This window comes from Sphingopyxis sp. (genome assembly GCF_019459305.1).
GTDB lineage: Bacteria > Pseudomonadota > Alphaproteobacteria > Sphingomonadales > Sphingomonadaceae > Sphingopyxis.
In genome coordinates this window covers 1-23,898 of record NZ_JAIBES010000100.1, presented here as the reverse complement: position 1 = coordinate 23,898, position 23,898 = coordinate 1, and the positions used below count along the sequence as shown (strand labels likewise).

The 23,898-nt window shown below is 62.9% G+C and carries 10 protein-coding genes; 5 read left to right on the top strand and 5 right to left on the bottom strand.

Annotation, left to right across the window (positions count from 1 at the left end; genetic code table 11):
• Nucleotides 1–56 precede the first annotated feature (56 nt).
• From K0M74_RS12030 to K0M74_RS12015, 4 genes are all read right to left on the bottom strand, one after another.
• The gene (locus K0M74_RS12030; protein ID WP_293972459.1) at nt 57–8,768 is read right to left on the bottom strand and encodes a DUF5801 repeats-in-toxin domain-containing protein; all 8,712 of its coding nucleotides are present in this window, start codon (nt 8,766–8,768) and stop codon (nt 57–59) included.
• A gap of 470 nt (nt 8,769–9,238) precedes the next feature.
• Complete coding sequence (locus K0M74_RS12025) at nt 9,239–10,225, bottom strand: M23 family metallopeptidase (RefSeq protein ID WP_293972456.1); 987 nt, start codon at nt 10,223–10,225, stop codon at nt 9,239–9,241.
• 465 nt (nt 10,226–10,690) lie between these two features.
• On the bottom strand, nt 10,691–12,838 hold the full coding sequence (locus K0M74_RS12020; RefSeq protein WP_293972453.1) for a calcium-binding protein: 2,148 nt from the start codon (nt 12,836–12,838) through the stop codon (nt 10,691–10,693).
• A gap of 322 nt (nt 12,839–13,160) precedes the next feature.
• Complete coding sequence (locus K0M74_RS12015; RefSeq protein WP_293972450.1) at nt 13,161–14,711, bottom strand: TolC family protein; 1,551 nt, start codon at nt 14,709–14,711, stop codon at nt 13,161–13,163.
• 396 nt (nt 14,712–15,107) lie between these two features.
• Here K0M74_RS12015 and K0M74_RS12010 point away from each other — a divergent pair, with 396 nt between their 5' ends.
• The 5 genes from K0M74_RS12010 to K0M74_RS11990 all read left to right on the top strand — a co-directional run bounded on the left by K0M74_RS12010 (nt 15,108) and on the right by K0M74_RS11990 (nt 22,431).
• Nucleotides 15,108–16,307 carry a hypothetical protein gene (locus tag K0M74_RS12010; RefSeq protein WP_293972447.1) on the top strand — a complete coding sequence of 400 codons (1,200 nt, stop codon included), beginning with the start codon at nt 15,108–15,110 and terminating at the stop codon, nt 16,305–16,307.
• 2 nt (nt 16,308–16,309) lie between these two features.
• Nucleotides 16,310–18,106, top strand: a complete 1,797-nt coding sequence (locus K0M74_RS12005; protein WP_293972444.1) for a type I secretion system permease/ATPase — start codon at nt 16,310–16,312, stop codon at nt 18,104–18,106.
• On the top strand, nt 18,103–19,467 hold the full coding sequence (locus tag K0M74_RS12000; protein WP_293972441.1) for an HlyD family type I secretion periplasmic adaptor subunit: 1,365 nt from the start codon (nt 18,103–18,105) through the stop codon (nt 19,465–19,467). Before K0M74_RS12005 ends, K0M74_RS12000 begins: the two co-directional genes overlap by 4 nt.
• A gap of 79 nt (nt 19,468–19,546) precedes the next feature.
• A complete protein-coding gene (locus K0M74_RS11995) occupies nt 19,547–21,766 on the top strand; it encodes a BamA/TamA family outer membrane protein (protein ID WP_293972438.1) in 2,220 nt (739 codons plus the stop codon).
• Between the two features lie 248 nt (nt 21,767–22,014).
• On the top strand, nt 22,015–22,431 hold the full coding sequence (locus K0M74_RS11990) for a helix-turn-helix transcriptional regulator (RefSeq protein WP_293972435.1): 417 nt from the start codon (nt 22,015–22,017) through the stop codon (nt 22,429–22,431).
• Nucleotides 22,432–22,446: 15 nt separating this feature from the next.
• Here K0M74_RS11990 and K0M74_RS11985 read toward each other — a convergent pair whose 3' ends face one another.
• Nucleotides 22,447–23,511: a 2OG-Fe(II) oxygenase gene (locus tag K0M74_RS11985; protein ID WP_293972432.1), complete on the bottom strand. Its 1,065-nt coding sequence runs from the start codon at nt 23,509–23,511 to the stop codon at nt 22,447–22,449.
• Between the last annotated feature and the right edge of the window lie 387 nt (nt 23,512–23,898).

The window sequence follows — 23,898 nt, the reverse complement described above, 5'->3', positions numbered from 1 at the left end:
GCGTGACCTTCCCCTGCGCCGGTGTTTCGTAATGTCCGGCATCGCTGCCGGTCGGCCTATGCGTGACCCGCCGAGGCCATTTGTTCGAGCTGCACCACGACATGCTGCTGCGCGAGATCGGCGATGAACGAATGAGCTGATGCGCCCGAACCACCGTCGCCGAGCAAGCCGATAGAACCGCCGTCGCCGAGCATGATGCGCGCGAGCCCGTGTTCCTCGGGTGCCGCGGGGCCGAGCAGCGCGTCGAGTTCGACCTGCGGTCCTTCCAGCGCGGCCGCTACAATCGTTTCGAGCGGTGCGTCAGCGAGGTCGGGCACCGCCTGCGGTGGTAAGACCATCTGCATCTGATCGCCCGATGCGGTGGTTGTCGCGGGTTCGCGCGGCAGATCGACCTCGGTTCCCGCGAGCAGCTGGGCATAGCTTTGATCGGGTGCTGCGCTGTCGAACTCGTCGCTGTGCGCCTCGCGGCGTTCGTCCTCGTCCATCTGGCGCTGGGTCGGATCGGCTTCGATCTTGGCCGTCGCCGGGCCGGAGAAATATTCGTGGACGAGCCCGTCGGCCTTGGCGGCGGGAAGCGGCGCCGAATATTCCGCAGCTTCGCTTGATATTCCGGGCTGCTGTGCCGAAACCGTCGCGTCACCATCAGGCGCTGCGGGCGGGCGCGCCGCCAGCGGCGTGGCTGCGGCGAGTCCGGCGACGAGCATCGCGGTGGACAGTCCCGCGGTTCCGCTGGTCGCGGCGATACGCTGCTGGTCGGCGAAATTGGTGGCAAAGGCCGCGTCGGCGAGCTTGCCGGTGCTGCCGTCGGTGCGGGTGTAGAATGCTTCTCCCTTCACCTGCACCTGACCATCGGCGGCGGTGTAGGCGTGCCCGTCAGAGGTTAGCGCGATGCTGATGATGCCCTGGCTGATCAGCGAGCGGAATTCGCCCGCGTCGGTCACGCCATTGCTGTTGGCATCCTGCCAGATCCCGAATTTCGCAAATTCGGCATCGGCGGCGTCGAGCTTGCCGTCGCCATTGCCGTCATAGGTGGCGGCGAGCCCCTGCAAATCGGACATGCCCGCGCCGCCAAACACCAGTTCGGCGCCGTTGTTGACCTTGCCATCGCCATTTTTGTCGATCGCCAACAGGCCATCGTCGGCACCGACCCAAGCCGTACTTTCCGCAACGCCGTCGCTATTGTAATCGAAGTGCACGCCCGCGGCGTTCGATACGAACTCGACGCCGTCGCCATCCAGATCAACTGCGATCGGCGGCGCGAGCGCGGTGATGGTGACCGACAAGTTCGCGCTCGCGGTGTCGCCGTCGCGGTCAGTCACGACATAGTTGAACACCTCGGTCGCGGTCACCGTGATCGGGCTGGGCGGCTGGTAACTATACTGGCCGGTCGCGAAATCCAGCGTCAGTGTGCCGCCCATCGGGGTCGTGATCGCGTTTAGCGTGGTCCCGGCGATGCTGCCGCCGCTCGACACGGCGATGCTCGATCCGCCATCCCAACTATAGGTCGCCGTACCGATGGTGATCGACTGCAGGCGCCCGCCGTCGGCACCGAAAAAGTCATTGGCGTCGAGATCGCCCGATACAGCCGACGGAACGATGACGGACAGCAAGGTCGCGACCAGATCCTCGAAATCGTCGACCAGTATCGGTTCGTTGTTCGGTGCGTTGTTGAGGTCGACGTCGCGCAACCGCTGGATATTGAGCGGTTGCAGCGGGTTATTGTCGATGCCGATTGCGGTGACGTTGACATTGTGGTTGTCGACGAAATTGTTCCAAGCGGTGGCGGTGGCCGAGGTCAGCGAATTAATGACCATCGGCGGAATGCCGCCGAACTGGGTTTGCTGGTTCGGGTTGCCGTCGCTCAGGAAAAACACCTGATTGCTGGCTCCCGGGATCGTGGTGAAATTGGCGAGCGCCGTCTGGATCGCGCCGGAGTAATTGGTATTGAGCCCGATATCGTCTTCCGACGGCCGCTCGCCGCCCGCGAGCGGATTGAGCGTATCGAGATAAGCGTTCGCGTCTGCTGCGGTCGAAAAGGATTCGGAAGCGAATGAACCGGACGAGAAGATCACAAATTTGATCGTCAAGGCGCCCGATGCTGCGCTGTCGAGCTGCGCCAGCGCGCCCTGCACGGCCTCGAGCATCGTGTCGAGTTCGCCATCGTCGATGCTGTCGCTGAAATCGAGGATGAAGAGCGTGTTCACATCCTGCGCCGGCTGCGATGTTGCCCCCGTCTCGCCGGTTGCGGTCGGCGCATCATCTTCGATCACGACCTGGATCGCCGATGCGTTGGTTGTCGTCGTGGTGCCGTCGGACACCGAAACGGGCACGAAGAAATCCTTGAGGTCCTCGAGTGCGACGGTCGGCTGATCGACGGCGCGCGACAGCGTTACCGTGTAGGCGCCGGTCGATGCGAGCGTGACGCGGATGACTTCCGAGCTGCCGACCGAGCCGATCAGCGTGCCGGTGCCGGCGCCGCTCCAGGCGACGGGCACGCCCGCGGCCGTCAGCACCGCACCCGGATCGCCCAGCGTCGCAATCAAGGTCTCGCCGACGTCGGCGTCGCCAATCGCGAGCGTTCCGCTGAAGGTTGCACTATTGGTGGTATCGAGCGTTGCGCTCGGCGCCGCATCGGGAAGGCCGTTCGGCAGGCCTTCCTCCGACACGCGCGCGATCGCGGTGCCGATCGTTGGCGCGTCGTTGGTCCCGAACACGGTGATGGTTAGCATCGAGCTGACTGACAGCGATCCGTCGCTGACCGTATAGGCAAAGCCCTCGATCAGTGTCTCTCCGCTGTCGAGCGCATTGACGACCGGCTTGTCCTCGTCGAGCGTGTAGGTGTAGCCGCCGTCTGCTGCGATCACGAGCGTGCCGTAGAGCCCGACATAGGTGCCAGCCGACGTCACCGTGATCGCTTCGAGGTCGGGGTCGTTATCGGCGATGTCGGCAAAACTGCCGGAGGGTGCGCCTGGATGCGCGATGTCCTGCAGGACGTTGCCGGTGGCGCTCGGATCCGAACCACTGGGTCCTTCGATCACCCAATTGGTATCGGCGCGCGCGATCGGGAAATCATTGGCCCCGGTGATCGAGATGGTGATTGTCGCGACCGACGTGTCGCCGTCGGCGTCGCGAACGGTATATTGGAAGGTGTCGGTCAGCGTTTCGTTGGCATTGAGTGCGACCACCGCCGGGTCATCGGGATCGAGATCATAACGATAGCTGCCGTCGGCGGCGATGGTGATTGAGCCATGATCACCGGTGAGCGCGGATCCTGCCGCTCCCGTGGTTGCGCCGAAAGCCATGCCAATGACCAGCAGCCCGCCGTCGGCGCCGCCATTATCTGGCGATCCATCCACGCCATTGTCATCGCTGCCGCCGATCCCGGTGAGCACGTTGCCGTCGGCGAAATTCTGCCCGTCGCGCGCCACATTGTCGTCGTCATTCACCGCCTCCGGCGCGTCGTCGCGGATCGCGAAATGGCCCGTGATGTCGGCGGTTGCCTGCGCGGTGTCGCCGTCGCCGTCGGTTGCGATGGCGGTTAGCGTGATCAGGTTGCTGCCCGAAAGGAAGAGCGTCTGGTCGAGGCCGCTGTCGGGCGTATGAAGGACCGCGCGCGACTGATCGAAGGTGACGAGGCCGCCCGGCGCCACCGAAATGCGGAACACTTCGTGGGCCGAGGTCCGCCCGAACACGACGCCGCCCTCAATCGACAGGATTACCGCTTCACCCGTCAGTGCGTCGATCAGGCCGCTCGCCCCGGCGGAGACGCCCAGTTCATAAGCAATGGTGGCCGGGCCGTCGGCGCCGAAATCGGTCGTTGCGGTGAACAGCCCGGACAGATTGACCGTTGCATTGCTGGCGAAGTCGCTTTCGTCAACCGTCAGCGTGGACGCGGTGCCGCCAGCGGTGATCGACGGGCCATCATCGGCGAAACGGATGTTACCGCCCAGATCGACGGCGACGGTATCCGAGATGCTGTCGCCGTCGCGATCGACGATCGTCGCGGTACCGCGCAGCTCGACGAGATTGGGGGCCAGCTCGACTAGCTGCGCCGCATAGTTGCTGGGCGAACCTGGCAGCGGATGATCGATTTCGGCAAATTGGGTGAGCGTAACAACCCCGGTCGCGGCGTCGACGGCGATGGAAAAAATGGGCGTGCCGGCCGCGCTGCCGACGATCTCGCCGGAGACAAGGGCCAGCGTGACCGGCACGCCGTTGCTGGTCAGGGCGGAGGTCGCGGCCGCCGAGCCCAGCATAAGGGAATAGGTCCAGGCCACCGCGCCGGCTCCTGCGGGACCGTCGGCGCCGAATTGAACCAGCGAAGTTGAAAAGGCCGATGACAGATCGGCGGTCGCGACATCGAAGGCACTGCCGCGCGTGTCGCCGTCCTGCGTCGTCAGGGTGATCGCGTTGGTATCGACGTTGGCCGCGTCGATTGACGGGCCATCATCCTTGAACACCAGCATGCTGCCGATCGCAACGAGCGCTGACGCCTGGTCGCCGTCGCTGTCGGTAACTGTCGCGATCATCCGGATGAGAAACGGCGACAGCGTCACCGGGTCGTCGGGGTTGCTGGCGTCGGGATGGCGAACGGCGCGGATTTGGTCGAGTGTCGCCTGTCCATCATTGGCGACGGTCAGACGGAAGGCGACCGTCGAGGGCGAGTCTTGCAGCCGTCCTTCGACAATATTGCCTGCCGCCTGCAGGACGATCTTTGAACCCGTGGCAACATCGACCAACCCCGAGGCCGTCGTGACTTCAAATGCATAGCTGACCGTGCTGCCATCCTGATCGGCACCGATCAGGATATTGAACAGGCTGGCGAAATTGGCCGTCGCGTCCTGCGCCAGATTGGTCTCATCGACCGTCAACAGCCCTGCAGGCGGCGACAGGGCGGTAATCGACGGCACGTCGTCGGAGACCGCAATATTGACCGCCCCCGCGATCTGGTCGCCGTCGGCGTCGGTCGCGACGACCTCGATAAAACCAAGTTCGGCGAGATCGTCGATCGTGGCATCGGGGTGCAGTCCATAATTATGCTGCAGCGTGACGGTGACCGCTGCGACATTGCCCGACAGGCTGAGGTCGATCACGACGACCGGGTTGTCGTTGGCGTCCCAGCCGATGATCTGATTGTCGGTTTCCAGCGTCCAGCTGAGCCCGCCGTCGAGCGTCGAGATGTCACCAAAGCTGATCGACGCGATTGCGTCGGAGCCTGGGGTAAAGACGATGTTGCCGGTGCTCGAAACCGGCTGCATTGGCGAAGGGGTCGATCCGCTTTCCAGATGCTGATCATCGACGGTCAGCTGGATCGGGTCGCTGGCAGTCGGCAATGTCCCGTCGGCGAGGCGAATCAACTGCACCGCCGACGATTGGTCACCGTCGCCATCGGTGATCGTGTAGGTGAAATTGGCGTGGATCGGGAACACGCTGATCTGCGCGACCGGATCAAAGCTCCAGGCACCATTGGCCTGGAAGCTGTAGGTGCCATTGGCGTTGGCGTAGGTGGTGGTACCGGTGGCGGCGATCGCGATGACGGTGCTGCCGACGGTCACCGAGGTGACCGCCGCGCCGTCAGCGCCGAGCGTGTCGTTCGCCAGCAGATTGCCCGAAATGGGGGCGGCATCTTCAGCCACGGTGATTGAAGGCTCGGATTGGGCGACAGGAACATCGTCGACAATCAGCACGTCGAGGCTCGCCGTTGCCACCGAACCGTCGCTGTCGGTAATCTCGATGGCAAAGCTCTCGGTCAGTGCGGCATCGGTCGGCCCGGCATGCAGGACGCTGTTATCGCTGAGCTCGTAGCTGTAGCTGATCGTGCCGCCGACGATGTCGCCCGCCGCGTCAAATACTGGCGCGAAATCGGTGATCGTGAGAACTCCGATATCAGTGGTGATCACGAGCCCGGCAACAATCGCGCCGTCGAACAGGGTTTCCCCCGCAATGGTGATAGCGGCGATGCCGTCGATGGCGTCAAAGCTGAATTCGCCGGTCTGGATCAGTGCATCGCTGTTGGGGTTGGAGCCGTCGGCGAGATTCGCCTCGGCAACGGTCGTTTCTGCGCCGTCGGGGTTGAGGCCGTTGATCGTGACGATGTCGTCGCGGCCGCGGATCACAACAGTCAGTGTTGCCGCCGCCTCGTCGCCGTCGCTGTCGGTAATGACATAGTCAAAGGTCTCGGTGAGTTCGTCGTCGCTGTCGAGGCCCAGGACATCAGGATTTTCGGGATCGAGCGTGTAAACATAGCTGCCGTCGGGGGCGATCGCCAGCGTGCCATATGCGCCAAAAGTCAGCCCGTTGATTTCGCCGCTGTCGCCGCCGAACGCGATGGCGGTCACGCTGGCACCATCGGCGCCCGCGACGTCGGTCTCGCCATCGGCAGCGTTAGCGTCGTTGCCGCCCACCCCGGTCAGGACATTGCCATCTGCGGTCGCCGTGCTGCCCGCCTGAAGCCATTCGAGATCATCATTCGCGGTCGGGACATCGTCTTCGACGACGATGCTGAGCGAACCGCTGGCGGTGTCGCCGCCGAGATCGGTCACGACGACGCCAAAATTGTCGGTAACATCGTCGCCGTTCGTGGCGTCGATAAGCGTGTAACTGTAGCCAATCGATGTCGCCGTGATGCTGGTAACGGTCAGTGTGCCGAAATCGCCTGCAATCGTCTGGCCGACCGCCGTGACCGCTTCGCCATTGATGCGGACCGCGTCCACGCCATCGGTTGCGGCGAAGGTGATCAAGCCCTCGGTTGTGGCAGAGCCACTACCGGGCGCCGATCCGGCAGGGAGCCCCGCCTCGGACACAAACTGGCCGTTGTCGTCGCCGTTGGGCAATTGGAGCGTGACGCCGCTGTTGCCGATCGCAATCTGCAGTGTCGCGGTCGCGGTGTCGCCATCGCCGTCGGTCAATTGATAGGTGAAGGTGTCGAACACCCCGCCGGGGGTGCCGGGATTGCGGACATAACTGTAGCTGCCGTTGCTGTTCAGCGTCAGGATACCGTAGAGTCCTGCGACTGGCGTTCCGGCCGCGACGGGATCGCCCGCGCCCGATATCGACGACACGCTTGCGCCGTCGGCACCGAGAAAATCGAGCCCGCCGTCATTTTCGCCATCGGTGATGACGTTGCCGGTGGCGGGACCGAAAGTGCCTGCCGGAATGCCGTCGAAATCGGCGACGGCTTCCGGGACATCGTCGATAATGTCGATCTCGAAACTGGCCGATACCGTGTCACCATCGAGGTCGGTGATGCCGACCGTGATCAACTGCGACATATTGTCGCCGGACGTGTTGTCGGTGAGCCAGAAGAAATATTCGATCGAATCAGGATTGATAGCGACGACATAGAAGGTGCCGGTGGCAAGTTCGATCGCCTGGCCTTCTTCGGTGAGCGCAACACCGTTGATTGTCAGGGCGGCAGGTCCATCGCCCGCAGCAAATTGGATGACGCCAAAGGTGAAGTTGGAATCATCGCCGTCGCGCGAGCCAGGGCTCTCGCCGTCGCGTTCGGGCAGGCCGGCTTCGTGGACAAAGGTGCCGTCGTCGCCCGCCGCGGGCAAGAGCAGGCTGGGCGTGCTGTCGCTGATGCGGATCGTCAACGTCGCGGTCGATACATCGCCGTCGCCGTCGGTCAGCTGATAGGTAAAAACATCGCTGACGCCGCCCGGCGTCCCGGCTGACCGGATATAGGCGTAAGTGCCGTCGGGGGCAATCACCAGGCGGCCATATTCTCCCTGGACCGCGGTGCCGGTCGGGCTGAAGTCGCTCGCTGACTCGCCGCGAATGCCGGTGATGACCGCGCCGTCCGCGCCGGGCGAGTCGGCGCCATCGGCGCCGCTGACGGTCCCGTCGCCAGTGATGACATTGCCCGCCTGCGGCAAGCGGCTGTCGGGTTCGGTATCGTCGACATCGGCGCGCGCGATCGGCGCGTCGTCTTCGATTGTCAGCGTCAGGGTGGCGGTGCCGACATCGCCGTCGCTATCGGTCACGGTGATTGTGACGATATCGGTCGCGGCGGGATCGGTGCTGTTGTCGGTCAGCGTGTAGACGTAATCGATAAGGTCCGGGGCGATGCTGGTGATCACGATCTCGCCAAGCGGCGTCGCAATGACCTGGCCTACGGCGGTAACGGCGGTGCCATTGACCGCAACGACAACGGGCTGGTCGAGCGCCGCGATCTGGATAGTGCCGCTCGTCGATCCGCGCGGCGAGGCGGGGTCGGTCCCCGCGGGTTCGGCGCCGCGCGCGGCGAGCGCTGCCTCTGATACGATCGCAGTCGCGGCGGTCACCCCAACCATCTGGTCGGGGGTTGTGATCAGGACGCTCGGTTTGTCATCGAGGGCATCGGGAATGACCTCGACATCCAGGGTCCGCACAAAGCCGAATTCGGTCGGCGGCAGTAGATCGCCAAGGCCAAAGGGGTCGCCGATGTCGCCGGGCGTCTGCGCAAAATTGCCTCCCGAGCTTTGCGGCCGACCAGCGGCTGGCTCGGGCTCCTGCCCGGCGATGAGCGCGGCGACTGTCGGCGGCGGAATGTTGATCGGGCCGATTTTGATCTGCGGGATACGCAGCGCACCATCGACAATGACCAGCACCTGCCCGTCGGGCAGGGTAACGAGCAGGTCGTTGCCGGAAAGCTTGATCGCGTCGAGCCGCGTTCCGGGCGGCAATTGGACGATGCCATTGACGGGCACGATGGTTGTTGCACCCGGCGGAATGGCCCTTGCCATGGTGGCGATCTCGCCCACCTGATCACTCCGCTTCAATTCCATCGCCTAATGCCCCCTGCACCCTCGATATTCGCTCGTTCACGCGGCAGCGACCTGTACGGGGGCCGCTGCGACTAAGGGCGAACGGCATCGCTTTTCCGCGTCGGGTGCGGCGCGGATGGGCAATGCAAGCTCCTGTGATCGTGCTGGGTTCTCTTTGGCGACCGTTGCCCGTGCCTTGTCACTGACGAGGCGAATACAAACCCGGGGGGGTGATTCTGCAATGGCAATTTTTGGTATGACCACTTATACTTTTGTATAAGCGCAATATCTTGAGAGTTAATTTTCCATTAAAATTCGTACAAAAGATAAGGTTGTTCGTCGGAATTGTCGCATTATGAATATGCATAGATAAAAATGGAAAAATTTTAGATATTTGCCTGAATAATATTATAAAATCTAGTTTGATATAAGAGCATATATTAGCAGTTTTTGAGGAAAAACGTTGTTCAGTTTGTTATCAAAAGGAGTGTTTATCTTATCAGGCCATATGTTTCGAATTGCGCGATTATCGTTTCGCCACGTTGCAGGGCATAGCGGCCAGAATAGCGGCCTTTGGGCCAGCCCGCGGCGGGCGCGCGTTTGCCGCTATATGCAAACCAGCTGAGGCCGCCATCGGCGACGAGCGCTCGCTGGTCATGCACGATCTGTCCGCTCGGTCCCGTGATCGAGAACATCTGTCGGTCGCCTGCACGCGCGCCGATCGCGTCGATCCACAGGATCAGCGGTGCCTGCTGTCCGGTCAACGCCGGCGGCGGGTCGCGCTGGGCAACCGCCTTGGCCGGCACCGTTGATGCGAGGCCGCCGGTGATCACCGCGGCGGGCTGGTAACTGAGGATGTGTGCCGCCGCGGCTGTCCAAAGGCCCGAACTGGGCGCATCGATGTTGCACGGCGGCGGCGGGCCGTTTCCAACAAAAGGGTCGACCGCCTCGCCGTTATGGCGAACCGTGAAGTGAAGATGCGGGAATTCGCTATTGCCCGACAGCCCGACCTGCCCGATTTTTTCGCCGACCACGACGTGCTGGCCGGGGCGGACGACGATGCTGCCTTGGCGCAGATGGCTGTACTGGGTCTGCCAGCCGTCACCATGTTCAATTACGATCGCATTGCCCGCGTCCTTGCCGCCCGGCGATGTCCGTTCGTCGACGCTGACGTCGGGCTCGCCATCGCGGGTGCGCAGCACCGTTCCGGCGGCGGCTGCGACGACGGCAAAGCCGGTTCGCATGTCGGCCATCGTGCGCAGGCGGATATCGATCCCGTCATGCCCGTTCGTCGTAAGCTGGCCGCAGCGATAGTCGCGGCGGCCGGGCCCCGGATCGTGATCGACGAGCTTCTGGACCAGGCAGGATTGGCCGATGCTACAATCGACCGGAATGCTCAATGCCGGGGCGTTGCCCGCGGGCGGTGCCTGCAGCGCGGCCATCGCCAGCGCAAAACAAAAGAGGAATGCATGCTTCATGGTCGAACTCGAGCTGCGGCCGGCAACGTCGCGGCGCTATGGAAACGAACGATGAGGCTTCGACGCCGGCCGCCGCCAGGGGGCGTGGCGGCGGACACGGCTAGCCAGCGCAAGCTGACCGGACTCGAAGATCTACCAATTGTCGGAGGACTATATTGCCGCCGGGTCGTCGATAGATTCCTTATTATGCTTACACCCTGTCTCTGCAGACCTGCTCGGCTGAAGCAGGCATCGTTAGGATGATTCTTGCCATGTCATCCTTGTGTAAAAATTGGCGGAAAGCGCGGTTTCCGGCCATTCCCTGATGGGGACACTGCAAAAACTAGCCTGGCCGCGACGATGCAATTAACTGCGGCGGCGACATATTATCCTGGCACCCCAATGCAAAAAGGAGGGCAGGCCGCGGCCTGCCCTCCAGTTAGCAGAGGTCCGTCGAGGAGTGGCTCCCCGTACGAAGCCTTGTCCTCAGACGAACGTGATCATGTCGTAGGACGCATTGCCCTGGCTGTACGCATTGAGCGCAGCAACCGAGTCATAGCCGCCCAATGCCGCGATCGCCGCAATAGGAGCCGAAGCGCCTTCCCAGAAGTCCTCGATCAGCACCGAACCGGCTGCGGTGAAGATGAACACGTCGAGCGCGTCGCCCTGGCCATCCCAGTCGCCGGTCAGCACGAACATATCGAGATCCGGATCGAAGCCAGCATCGACGTCGAAGACCAGCGTGTCACGGTTCGCGAGGTTGAAGTCGCGGCCCGATCCCAGGAAGCCCGGCGCGCCGATGACATCATTGCCGAAGCCCGGCGATGCATCGGTCGAGTCGAACAGGAACAGATCCTTGCCCGTGCCGCCCGACATATGGTCGTCGCCTTCGCCACCGGTGATCTTGTCGTTGCCCTGTTCACCTTCGAGATAGTCATCGCCAAGGCCACCATCGATGGTGTCATTGCCGGTGTCACCAAAGATGGTGTCATCGCCGTCATCGCCGTTCATCACGTCGGCGCCAAAGCCGCCTTGCATGAAGTCGTTGCCGTCGCCGCCCGACATGAAGTCGTTGCCGCCACCCGGAAGGCCCAGACCGTCCGTCGCCAGGTCACCCGACATGAAGTCGTCGCCGTCGCCGCCGAACATGGTGTCGTTGCCAGCTTCACCAGCCAGGAAGTCGTTGCCGTCATTGCCGTTGATGGTGTCATTGCCGGCACCGCCATAGACATCGTCGTCGCCGTCATTGCCCGACAGATTGTCGTTGCCATTGTTGCCGAAGATCACGTCGTCGCCATCAGCGCCCGCAATGACATCGTTGCCGTCATTGCCGGAGAGGTTGTCGTCGCCTGCGCCGCCATCAATGTTGTCAGCGCCAGCGTCACCAGCAATCAGGTCGTCGCCGTCATTACCTTCGAGAACGTCATTGCCCTCGTCGCCGTTGATGGTGTCGTTGCCGTCACCGCCCGAGATGAAGTCATTGTCGGTGGTCGACGGATCGGACGGATCGAAGAAGGGATCCCCGTTGCCGCGGATCACGTCGTCGCCATCGTCGCCGTACAGTTCGTCATCGCCGCTCTGGCCCCAGATCAGATCATTGCCATCGTCACCATGAACAAGATCGTCGCCGTCGTTGCCGTTCAGCACGTCGTCGTCGGCACCGCCGCCGATGTCGTCATCGTCGGCGCCGCCCTGAACAAAATCAAGACCCGCGCCGCCGCGGATGACATCATTGCCCGCATCGCCGTTGAGTTCGTCGTCGCCGTCTTCACCCAAGAGAACGTCGTCGCCTTCGCCTCCGTCGAGCTGGTCATAGCCGTTGCCGCCAAAGATCGTGTCGTTGCCGTCATCGCCCCACAGCAGATCGTCGCCGTTGTCGCCGTCGATCACATCGTCGCCGCCTTGACCGAAGATCTGGTCGTCGCCAGCGCCGCCGGAGATGTTGTCGGCATGGCCAATGCCCTTGTTATAATTGCTTTGATTGTAAGCAAAATCTTCATCGGCCTTACGATTGACGCCTTTGTCGCCGAAGATCACATCGTTGCCGTCACCGCCCGAAAGCTGGTCGATGCCATTGGCGTTCGTGCCGCCATCGATATAATCGTCGCCGTCGCCACCGGTCACCACGTCGGTTTCGGTGCCACCATAGAGATTGTCGTTACCGGTGCCGCCATCGACGATGTCGTCGCCAGCCCCGCCATCGGCGCGGTCATCGCCCGATTGGCCATAGAGCACGTCATTGCCAGCGTCGCCGCGGAGGAAGTCGTTTCCGCCGCCGCCCCAGGCCGTGTCGTTGCCGGCACCGCCAAGCAGCGTGTCATTGCCATCGGCGGCGCCATTATCGTCGCCGATATAGTCGACGTCGCCGGGGCCGACGACGACGAACGAGGCCTGGTCACCGATCAGCGTGTCGTTGCCAGTTCCACCATCGATGCGATCATTGCCGCTCCGTCCGACGACATTGTCATCGCCGGCATCGCCATACAGATCATTGTCGAGATTGTTGCCATAGACGGTGTCTGCCCCGCCATTGCCGCGCGCATTATAGGGCAAGGCCGCGGTGTGGACGAGAGTGTTCAGATCGATGAAATCGACCGCATTCGTTCCCAATACCTGTCCACGTGCAGTGGGCATTTTTGGATTGGTTGGTGCGTTAGAAGATCCAACTGTAGGCATTTCGCTATCCTCTTCATTGGTGGGTCGCAGGGATGCAGATTTGCCGACTCGGCTTTGCCATCCCCCCAAATGACCGCGAAAATCCGCAGCCATGACGATGGGATATGGCGGGGCAGGGGGACCGCACATTCCTGCTTGGGGACATGGCGAGCAATTTTGTGAAGTGGTTCATTTTGGGGCAGATCACCGGGGCGCGGTCGGCGAGTTTTTAACCGGACGTGCGGATTTCTGCCGTTCCGCAGCGGGGCGAAACAAGCCGGCCCTTATGCAAGATCGGATCTCAGTTCAGCTTGCGGCCCAAGGCCGAGGATGCAGGGCGTGCCGAGTTGATGGCCTCGCCGGTCTGCTCGTTGGCGGAACGATCGGGCGCCGGATCGGGCGTGCGGCCCAGCGACGACATCTGCGGCCGGGCCGATGCCGCAGGGTCGGCCATCGTCTCGCCCGGGCTGGCCATGGACGGTCGGCCCAGCGCCGACATGCCGGGGCGGTCGATGACGTCGGCGCCGCAGCAGCGCCCGTCAAGGATCGCTTTCGCGTCGAGCTGACCGGTCGCTGCCAGCAAACTGGCGCGCGCGACAAATTCATTGCGGTTCGCGCTCTCCAGCGTGACGCGCGCGGTCAGGAGCTCGTTCTGCGCATTCAGTACATCTGTGAGGGTGCGGTTGCCGCCGACAGCCTCTTTCTTGATACCTTCGGCCGCTTCCTGGGTTGCCGCGACCGCCGCATCGGCGGCAATGATCGTGCTCTTCGCTGACTGCCAGCGTGTCCAGGCGCTCGCGACTTCTTCTGCAACCGTTCGCGCCGCCATGTCGGTTTGCGACAGGCGCTGATCGCGGACGGCGCGTGCGCGGCGAACCTCGGCATGGTCGCGCGGCAGGAAAATCGGCACGCGCAGTTCCAGACCGTAATATAGCGATGAACGATCGTCGGGATATTTGCCCGTGAACGTATTGGCGGCGCCGCCGGTCAGATAGTCATAACCGCTCACCGCATCGAGTTGCGGGAGCAACGCGCCGGTCGCGAAGGGGACCCCCGACCTCCCGGCCTGGGCATTGAGCCGCGCGGCGCGCAGTCGCGGCGCGGCATCCTGGGCGATCTTTTGCGCCGCGGCGAGCGAAGCCGGTACCGCGGCGAGCGGCGGCAGTGGGGGCACCATCGTTCCCGACTGGCCGCTGACGTTGCGAAAGCGGTGCCCATTGACGCCAAGCTCTTCGGTCGCGGCGAGCACCCCGGCTTGCGACGTCGCCAGCCGCGCCCGCGCCAGTTCTTCGTCGGTGCGCGTGGCTTCGCCGAATTCGAGGCGGCGCGACGTTGCGCGCAGCTGTTCACCGATCGCCTCGCTCTGTGCCTGTGAATATTGCAGGATTTTGCGGCTTAGATGGACGTCGGCGGCGCTGGTCAGCAGTTCCAGCAAGATGTCCGACGTGATCGCATCGAGTCCGGCGCTGGTCGCCTCGAGTTCGGCCTTGGCGATCTTGACGCCATTATAGGTCCGGTTGCCGTCGTAGAAGCGCAATCGCGCCTCGATCCCGGCCTGTCCGGCGGTATAGCGCGCGTCGTTGGTGCTGCTGCCATTCTTGATGTCGATCTCGCGCCGCTGGACGGTGCCGTTCGCCTCGATCGTTGGCAGATAGCCGGCTTCCGCTGCCTGCAGCCGCGCAGCGGAAACCCGCACCTGATGACGCTGCGCCGCGATGTCGGGGCTGGAGATGACCACCTGCCGGGCGAGAGCGGCCATCGTGCTCGATGGTGCCACGGCAGGCGACGCCGATTGCGCCAGCAGCGGAGTCGCGGCAATCGCAAACGTCGCTACAGCGACGGGAGCGCTCATGGCGCTCGCCCAAAAAATCCAAGATTTCCGCACGTCACCCCTCCTGAATCATCGCGGATTCGAGCGCCGACCCCTCTTTTCGTGGTTATCAAAGAGTAATGCGCGGTGGCAGAACGGGAAACTACTCTAACGGATATGTCCGAGGGGATAATAGACTCAATCCGCCGAATCGAAATAGACAAAGGTCGTCGCCAGCATCCGTCACGGCAGGCGACGCTATCGAGCGATTCGCATCAATCGACAGGCAACGCCGGGTAAAAAATGCTTCAGGCAACCCCGGTGGGCGCGTGCGTTTTGGACCGTAACCAGAGCCTCGCGTCAGACATCATGGTCGCGCGTGAATCCCCTGTGGCGAGCTTTGGCTTCGTTACGGGACCGATGATTATTGGGGGCAATATGTCTGCGACCATGGATTTTTCAACGCCGTATGCAGAAGCCGTCCGCGACGACTCCCACCTGTTCGAGGGGGTGTCGGGCGGCGATTTTCATGACGTCATGGCGGATCACCCGCTGTCGGTCGATGTTGCAGCGAATACCCGGCGGCTCTGGCATGACTATCTGGCGCAATTCGACGTGGCATCGGCGATCTTGACGGTGTCCGCGGCGGGCGCCGGACAGCAACGTCACGCCTTTTTGATCGGGTTTGATCAGGTGCGCGGCGACCCTGCAGCGACCCGGCGCCTGCTGGCGATGATGGAAGACGTATGGGTGCGGATCGGCGAGCAGCCGGTGCATCATTTCCAATTCTCCGGCGCCCTGTTCGGCGCGGCGACGGGGCGGGTTGATGCCGACGCCGAAAGTCCGCTTCACCACGGCATGGCAATCCAGATGAAGCGCGAGGGTAAGGCCATTCGCGCGCTATTCTTCCGCCAGGATGGCGGTGCGCATTTCAGCGATCGCGATGCAGCTTCGCTGCAATTGATCGCGCCGCTGCTCGCCGAGTCGGCGACCGGCGTGGCGCAGCTTGCCCAACAGTCGCAGCGCTCGGCAATGCTCGAAGGAATGTTCGACCGCGTGTCGATGGCGATGGCTTTGTTGTCTTCCGATGGTCAGCCGCTGTTCCTGAACAGCGCCGCGACCGGGTTGGTCGAACAGCGTAAATGGTTGCTCCGCGCCGCCGATGGCAAGATCGTTGCCGCCAATCCGGCGCAGGCCAAGCAGCTGCGCGAAAGCATCCGCCGCGCCGCCACCGCAGCGCCCGATGCGCCGGTCGAGGATGTCTTCCGGCTCGATTGCCGCGATGGCGAATGGCGTTTGGCTTATGTTATCTCTGCCAAGTCGCGCACCGGTGACAGCATGACCCGCTGCGCGATGGTGATCATCATGGGGCCGGGCAAGGTCGATGCGCCGACGTCGCTGCTCGAAGCGCTCGGCTTGCTCCCGTCCGAACAGCGGTTCCTCGGCCATTTTCTGAAATCGAGCAGCCTTTGCAATGCGGCGGAGGGATGCGGACTGTCGGAGGAAACGGCGCGGACCTATCTGAAGCGCGTGCGCGCGAAGTTGGGCGTCCACCGCCAGATGGAGCTCGCCGGTTTGATATCGGGGCTCGTGCTGCCGCTGCACGCCGCGGATAGTCCGTCCCTCAGGGAGCGCTGAGCATGGCCTGGAACCCTCTCGCCGCTGGGCGAGCGTCTGCCAATCCGGACAATCTGCTCAAAAAGCTTTTGATCCCGCAAAAGCCGATCGCGATGCGGCTGATCCTGTTCTCGGCGATCACCAACATGGCGGCGCTCGCCATGTCGCTTTACATGATGCAGGTCTTTGACCGCGTCCTGACCAGTCAGAGCAAGGACACGTTGTTCTTCCTCGCACTAGCGATCACGCTGGTGATTGCATTGGGTTCGATGCTCGACGGGATCCGGCAACAGGTGGCGAACCGCGTCGGCACCTGGATGGCGCAGCAACTCGGTCCGACGCTGTTGCTCCGCTCGCTCGAACAACGGCTGATCGCGCCGAATGTCCGGCTCGAGGCATTGCGCGAGATGGCGCAGGTGAAGAATTTCATCTCGACCCCGACGGTGTTCAGCGTTGTCGATATGCTGTGGGTGCCGTTTTACCTGCTTGTCGTATTCCTGCTGCATCCAGTGTTCGGAATTATCTCGACGGTCGGCGCGGCGATGCTGTTCGGGCTGACCTGGTACAATGAGCGGATCACGCGCACGGCAATCAGCGAGACCCAGTCGCTCGCCACCAGCAACATGCAATATGCCGAATCGCTGGTGCGCAACAGCGAAGTGATCGACGCGATGGGGATGGGCAAGGATACCGTCGCGCACTGGCGGGACCGTTATGTCGCCGAAACCGAAGCGGTCGATGGGACGCAGTTCCAGTCGAGCAAGATTCTGGCGTGGATGAAGTTCGTTCGCAATCTGGTCCAGATCGCGGTGCTGGGCGTGGGGGCATTGCTCGTGCTCGAACAACAACTGACCGGCGGTGCGATGATCGCCGGGTCGATCCTGATCGCCCGGTTGCTGGCGCCGATCGAGGCGGCGATGAGCTATTGGAAACAGTTCGTGCTCGCGCGTGAAAGCCTGCAACGCCTGTCGCGCTTCTGCGACATGCCGACCCCGCGCCCGTCGCAGATGGCACTGCCCAAGCCTTCGGGCAGCATGGCGATCGAAAATCTGACCTATGCTGCCCCCGGGATGAAGGGCGCGATTTTGAAGAATGTCAGCTTCGCGATCGATGCGGGAACGGCGCTGGCGATCGTGGGGCCGTCGGCATCGGGCAAGACGACCTTGTCGCGGCTTCTCGTCGGGGTGCTGAAGCCGGTTTCGGGGCATGTGCGCCTCGATGGCGCCGACACCTTCGATTGGATGCGCAGCGATTTCGGGCCGAACGTCGGCTATCTGCCGCAAGACGTCGAATTGCTGCCCGGATCAATCCGTGAGAATATCGGTCGGTTCCGGCCTGACGCGCGCGATGCTGATGTGATTGCGGCGGCGAAGCTGGCCGATTGCCACGAGATGATCCTCCACCTTGATGGCGGCTATGACTGCGTGCTCACCGACGGCGGGCATCAACTGTCAGGGGGGCAACGTCAGCGCATCGGACTCGCCCGCGCGCTGTTCGGGCTGCCGCCGCTCATAGTGCTCGACGAACCCAACGCCAGCCTCGACGCCCGAGGCGATGCCGCCTTGCTGGCGACGATCAAGAAGCTGAAGGCGCTGAACATGACGACGATCATTGTCTCGCACCGCGCCAATCTGCTCGAGCTGGCGGACAAGATATTGCTGATGATGGATGGCCAAGTCGCGAAGTTCGGCGATGCCCGCACCGTCGTCGACGAAATGGCTGGACGCAAGCGTGCGATCCCGACGGGCGAGGCGCCGCCGCGGGGAGATCCCGCCAAGGCTAATCCGGCGATGTTCAAACAAGGGGGAATGGAAGCATGAACATCCCCTTTCGCCTGGGCGCCGACGGCGACCCGGTGCGCCTGGCTCTGCCGTCACCGGACCACGAATCTGCTGGTCCGCGTGTGCGAGGGTCGATGCGGCTGGCACTTGTGTCGATCGGCCTGTTCGTGCTGGTCTTTGCTATCTGGAGCTGGGCGGCGCCCTTAAATAGCGCGGCGATCGCGAGCGGGTTTCTGGAGGCAGAGGGTGGTGGGCGGCGCACGGTCCAGCATCTGGAGGGCGGGATCGTCCGCCAGTTCCTGGTGAAGGAAGGGCAGGCGGTACGGGCCGGCGAGCCGCTGGTGCTGTTTGACGCGACCAAGAATGATGCGTCGGATGCAGCCTTGCGCTCGAGCTTTTACGGCTTGCTGGCGCAGGACGCGCGGCTGACCGCCGAACGGCTCGGCCTCCCGACGGTGAACTATCCAGCCGAGCTACTGGCCGCGGGCAGCGATCCCGAGGTCAGGGAGATCATTGCCGCGTCGAATGCCGAATTCGCCTCGCGGCGACGCGGCCTGTCGGAGCAGGCGCAGATCCTGTCGCAACGGATCGGGCAGTCGAACGCCGACATCCGCAGTTCGGGCGCCCAGATCGCGGCGCTTTCCGACCAGGCGAAATTGCTCGACGACGAACAAATGGGCGTCGACATGCTGGTCGACGAAGGGTTGGAGCGCAGATCGCGGCTGCTCGCGCTGCAGCGGCAAAAGGCGCTGGTCGACGGCGAGCGCGGTAAGCTGACCAACAACCTCGACCGGCTTCGCGATACGATTGGCGAGACGCGCGCCCAGATGGTGTCACTGCGCGGGCAAATGGTGCTCGAGGCGACGGGCCAGCAGCGCGAAGTCCGGTTGCTCATCGCCGAGGCGCGCGAAAAACTGAAAGTCAGCGATGACATTCGAACCCGGCAACAGGTGATCGCGCCGGTCGCGGGCCGCGTCGCCAATCTGCGGTTGATCACCCCTGGTGGCGTCATCGGGGCGGGGCAGCCGATCCTCGACATCGTTCCTACGTCGGAAAAAATCGTCGTGTCGGCGCGGTTGCGGCCGATCGATATCGACATGGTCCACCGCGGGCTCAAGGCGGAAATCAAGCTGACGCCGTACAAAGCGCGTGTGATCCCGAACCTGCTCGGCACCGTCAAGGAAGTCAGCCCCGACGCGATCTACGACAAGGACGCGCAGCAAATTTACTACAAGGTGATCGTCGAGATATCCGCCGCGCAGCTGAAGAAATATCCCGATGTCCAGTTGATGTCGGGCATGCCGGCTGAAGTCTATATCGACTTGGGATCGAGCTCGCTGCTGCAATATCTGTTCCAGCCTATGATCGACAGCTTCAATCGATCCTTCCGGGAAGGATGACCCCGACGCGGCTTTGGTGGAGGTAAAAGCCGGGGTCGGCCGGCAAAATGGGGGGAAGAGGTTGGCGGGATACGGAATATTGCTCCGGGGCGTTCGGCAGGCGGTGCAGGGCACTGCGCTGGGCGTTGCGGTCATATTCGGAGTGGGCGAAACCCCATCTCTCCACGCGCGCGAGCGCGAAATCGTCCAGACCCCGCCCCATGCCGCGCTTCGCCAATCGACGGCGATGGCCCGCGTGCTGGCGCTCCAAGAAGGGCGGCCAATCGAAAAGGCGCACGCTGAGTTTGCAACCACAGCCGGTACGGACAGTTCGGACGCCCTTATTCTGACCGCAGCAATCGCGCCGGAAGTGGCGGGAGTAAGAGCGCCGACACGCTTGGCCGATCCTGACCCGGATACGGCGTCGCCGCCGCTGATCATTGATTGGGAAGCGCCGATCTCGGCGGCGGTGGCTGCGGCGACCCCTTCGGCCAGCGATGGGCAGAGCTTCGGCGGCAAAAATACCACTGCCGTTCCGGCGGCGGCAATCAACGAAGAACTCGCTGGCCGGACGGTCGATGGCGAGCGTGCGCTTTGGCTGGGCGATGCCGGTGCGCGACGGAAAGCTCTGATGGCTGGCACCGCGGAGACGCTTACACTGGGGCATGCCACATGCGTCAGCTGTGTTGCCCCCAAGCGCGGCAAGATTGCGGGCAAGCGGGCGGCGGCAGTTGCGCAACCGCGTGGCGTCGCGCGCGGCGTGAAGGCCGCAACGCGCAGTCGTCCAGTGCGCGTCGGTGCAAAAGCCATTCCGACGACTCTAAGGCCGAGCATTCCCGTGCCGTTCGGACCTTCTGCACCGATTACCGCTTTTGATTTACCGGCGCTGCCCGCCGATATGGTCAATCTGGCGTGCGTCGTGGCAGCGCAGAACCGGATGGGCCCACCGTGCTTCGCCATTGGTGGCAGCAAGCCGGTCGGGCGCAAAGCGGCGGCGAACATGCGCAAATTCCCCGCCTTCGATGCCGATGTATCGACGGCGCCGTGGCTGGGTGACCCCGCCGCGCGCCGCGCCGCACTGGGCGCGCGGCCCGAGGCGTCGAAGCTCGGCATGGCGTCGGCGGAGGGTGAAGGCGCGGACGACAGCTTCGTCGATACCACATCCGACGAGGCGGGCGGCATCGACGGCGCCGACGGCCAAGCCAGCGAAACCGACCTCTTGTCTATCAAGACGCTGCCGCGCGGCGGTCTGGCCTTTTCAGGCGGCTATTCGTCGCTCGAAGGTCCGGTGGGAACGGTGAAGATTGCGCGCACCAATATTGGCGCGCCTGGCCGCAACATCACCGCCTCGGCGCGCTATTCGAAAATTCAGCGATTGTTCGAATTCGGGGTCGCCGATGCCAATTTCATGGGCAGCAAGCTGTCGGCGGCACCGACGTTTTTCTATTCACGATCGACGGCGGTCGGTTTCGATGCGCAAGAGAAATCCTCGGTGTTTCTGCAAACAGTGCGCGGTGCGAACATATATCTTGGCAAGCGGCTTGGCCGTGGGCTTCGCGTCGCGGCGAACTATCGATATTCGAACGAGAATTTCAAGATCGGCCTGAAAAATGCACAATGCGATGTTGGCCTTCACGGCAGCCCGTTTTGCAACGCGCTAGGCCAGTCGACAAGCTCGGTGATCAGCATCTCGCTCAGCCTCGATCGCCGCGATAGCGCGGTGGACCCGGCGCGCGGCTACCAGTTACGGATCACCCAGGATCTCGCGGGGCCGGGCGGTACAACACGCTATGCGCGCACGCGCGTCGCCGCGACCCTTCACCGCCGCCTCAGCGGCGAGATCGACGTTTCCCTGGGCGTAGAAGGCGGTTGGATGAAACCGATCGGCGGCCGGGAGATTCCGCTGTTTGACCGCTTCTATATTGGCGGTAGCAGCATGCGCGGTTTCGACCTGCGCGGCATCGGGCCAAAGGTCGTTCCGTTGACTGCGCCTGCCGGTCTGACGACGGCGGTCGGCGGCCGCGCCTATTATGTCGGGCGGCTGGAAATGTCGTTTCGGATCGAAGGGGCGATGGAAAGATTCGGCGTTACCCCCAGCGTCTTTGTTGATGCCGGGTCCGTTTTTGGCGCCTCGAAAGCCAGGCTGTTGCCCGGCGAACGGCTGATCGGCAATTCGCCTAAACCGCGCGTTGCGGTCGGTTTGGGCCTGTCTTTCAACGCCGGCCCGGGCAAGCTGCGTTTCAACGTCGCGCAGCCGGTTGTGCGGCAGACTGGCGATCGGGCGAAGACATTTTCGATCTCGTTAGGGACGGCTTTCTAGCGATAGGTGGCGCGTCGGAGGCCGGGCGAACAGTTCGGTCGTGGGACAGCCCGGTTTTGGCGTGTCCCCATCAGGGAATGACAGAAAACTGCGATTTCGGGCAGGTGGAGATCCATCGTGGCGCGTTGCTTGAGGGGGGGGGCGTCAATGGTTAGGAATGTCTGCAACGAAATCGATGTCAAATTCGGCTGGATCGTCCCCGGCGCGGAATGGGATAGGCCGCGCCAATGCGGCAGAGCGCCACTGCAATGAGCGCTTCGGCACGCTCGATCGAATATGAAATGGGTGAGGCGCTGCCGACGCGGCTTCGCCGATTTCGCGAGCAATGCGGTATCAGCCGGTCCGAGCTTGCGGAGCGGACGGGACTAAGCCGACCGACAATCTGGGCGTGGGAGTCGGGCAAGACCCAGCCACGCCTCAGCAATTTGCGGGTGCTGGCAAGCGTGCTTGGCATCTCACAGCTCGAACTCGTCGGCGGCCTCGAGGCGGCCGTCCCCGACGAAGACGTCAGCGAAATGATGTTGAACGGCTGGCACCAGGGCGAGATCCCGGCAGGACTCGCCAATCCGCAGCGGCTCAGCATCATGATCTATGCGGCGAAACTCAGCATCGCCGCGCTGGCCGGTATCAAGGCGCAGAACGTGAAAATCTCGATCGAACTGTGAAGCGAAGCGCCGCGGCTATTGCCGATAGGCGCCGACCCCTTCGCCTAGAAACTGGTTGTTCGCTTCGCGCAGCGCGGCGGCTGCGTCGTCATACAGAAACGGCAGGAAGGCATAGCGGCGGCCGCGAGTGACCGGAGTCGCTTCGTGGAGCAGGCCGCAACCGAACACGATCGCGCCACCCGCCGGCGGGCGATAGGTCCGCGTACCGAATTCAGGAAACCGTAGCTCGCCACCGTCGAAATCGTCGTTGAGGTTGATCGTTACCGCAAATCGGCGGTGCGCGGTGCCCTTCGTCGTATTGTCACGGTGCGCGCGAAAATGACCGCCGACCGACGCCTCATAACAGGCGACGATGTACCGCTCCATCCGCGTTGCATCGAAATTGAAGGCGCGGTGGATGGCGGGGCGCAGGCAATGGTTGACCCGAGCGCTGAGCATCTTGCACAATTCCTGGTCCTTGATCGTGACGTCGGACCGGCGCTTGTGGCCATGATCGATCACCGAGACGGTCTTGCCATCGACTTCGCGCATGAAACCAGAATCCTCGCCGCCTTCGGCATCATAGATGTTGATCAGCGTCTTACAGGTGGCTTGATCGAACAGCCGCGGGATCAGCAGCACCGGCGCCCAATCTTCGGGGGCGCATTCGCCGATCAGCTTATCAGCCAGTGCTAACGCGGCCTGAACATCGCGGATGAGAAATCGTCCAGCAACCCGCAACTGGCGGTCGAGGATCATGACATATGGTTCGTAGAGGTCGGAACCTGCATGGCTGGCACCATATTCTGCACTGACGGCGCGATCATCGTCGAGGATGTAGCGGATGCCGGGAAGCCGGGTTTTTATCCTGTCGGCAGTCTCGTCGTCGGGGTCGGTCGTGATGCCGAACAAGCAGCATTGCCGGTCGTCGAAACGGTCGGCGGCACTGATCAGTATGTCGTGCGCCGATTTGATCTCTGGTGCTGCAGCCGAACCCATAAAAAACAGGACAACCACGCGGCCCGCAACAGTGTGAAAACTATATCGGGGATTCACATCCAAAACATGCGCCTTAAACCAAGGTGCTGGTGAACCAAGCATCGGTTTCGGGATTGAATCGGCACTCGTCCGCAATTGTATCATTGTCTTGCCCCCGCCCCCGCGTGATGCGCCATTTTTTTAGCATCATGCGCAAAAACGTACAAGCGCCCTTGCGTAATGGAGCGACGCAGGATGATTTATGGCGGTGCAGCGATCGAAACCATTTCGCGACGCCTGCCAGTCGAACCATCCCGCCATGGACCAACGTCCTCGAGCTAATATTGAGTTGCCTCCGCACTCCGTGCAGGGTCGTGTCCCCGGCGGTGGTGTAGCTTCTGCCGGTAGCGAAGCTGACCGGACACGCGCTAATCGAAAAAGCGCTGTAGTGTCCGGTCAGTTTCGCGGGTGGTCATCGGCGAACTTCGGTAAGCTTGTGTTGCAAAACTC

Excerpts from the sequence above, each read along its gene's own strand:
- K0M74_RS12030 (WP_293972459.1), bottom strand. The coding sequence starts at position 8,768 with ATGGAATTGAAGCGGAGTGATCAGGTGGGCGAGATCGCCACCATGGCA.
- K0M74_RS12025 (WP_293972456.1), bottom strand. The coding sequence starts at position 10,225 with ATGAAGCATGCATTCCTCTTTTGTTTTGCGCTGGCGATGGCCGCGCTG.
- K0M74_RS12020 (WP_293972453.1), bottom strand. The coding sequence starts at position 12,838 with ATGCCCACTGCACGTGGACAGGTATTGGGAACGAATGCGGTCGATTTC.
- K0M74_RS12015 (WP_293972450.1), bottom strand. The coding sequence starts at position 14,711 with ATGAGCGCTCCCGTCGCTGTAGCGACGTTTGCGATTGCCGCGACTCCG.
- K0M74_RS12010 (WP_293972447.1), top strand. The coding sequence starts at position 15,108 with ATGTCTGCGACCATGGATTTTTCAACGCCGTATGCAGAAGCCGTCCGC.
- K0M74_RS12005 (WP_293972444.1), top strand. The coding sequence starts at position 16,310 with ATGGCCTGGAACCCTCTCGCCGCTGGGCGAGCGTCTGCCAATCCGGAC.
- K0M74_RS12000 (WP_293972441.1), top strand. The coding sequence starts at position 18,103 with ATGAACATCCCCTTTCGCCTGGGCGCCGACGGCGACCCGGTGCGCCTG.
- K0M74_RS11990 (WP_293972435.1), top strand. The coding sequence starts at position 22,015 with ATGAGCGCTTCGGCACGCTCGATCGAATATGAAATGGGTGAGGCGCTG.
- K0M74_RS11985 (WP_293972432.1), bottom strand. The coding sequence starts at position 23,511 with ATGCTTGGTTCACCAGCACCTTGGTTTAAGGCGCATGTTTTGGATGTG.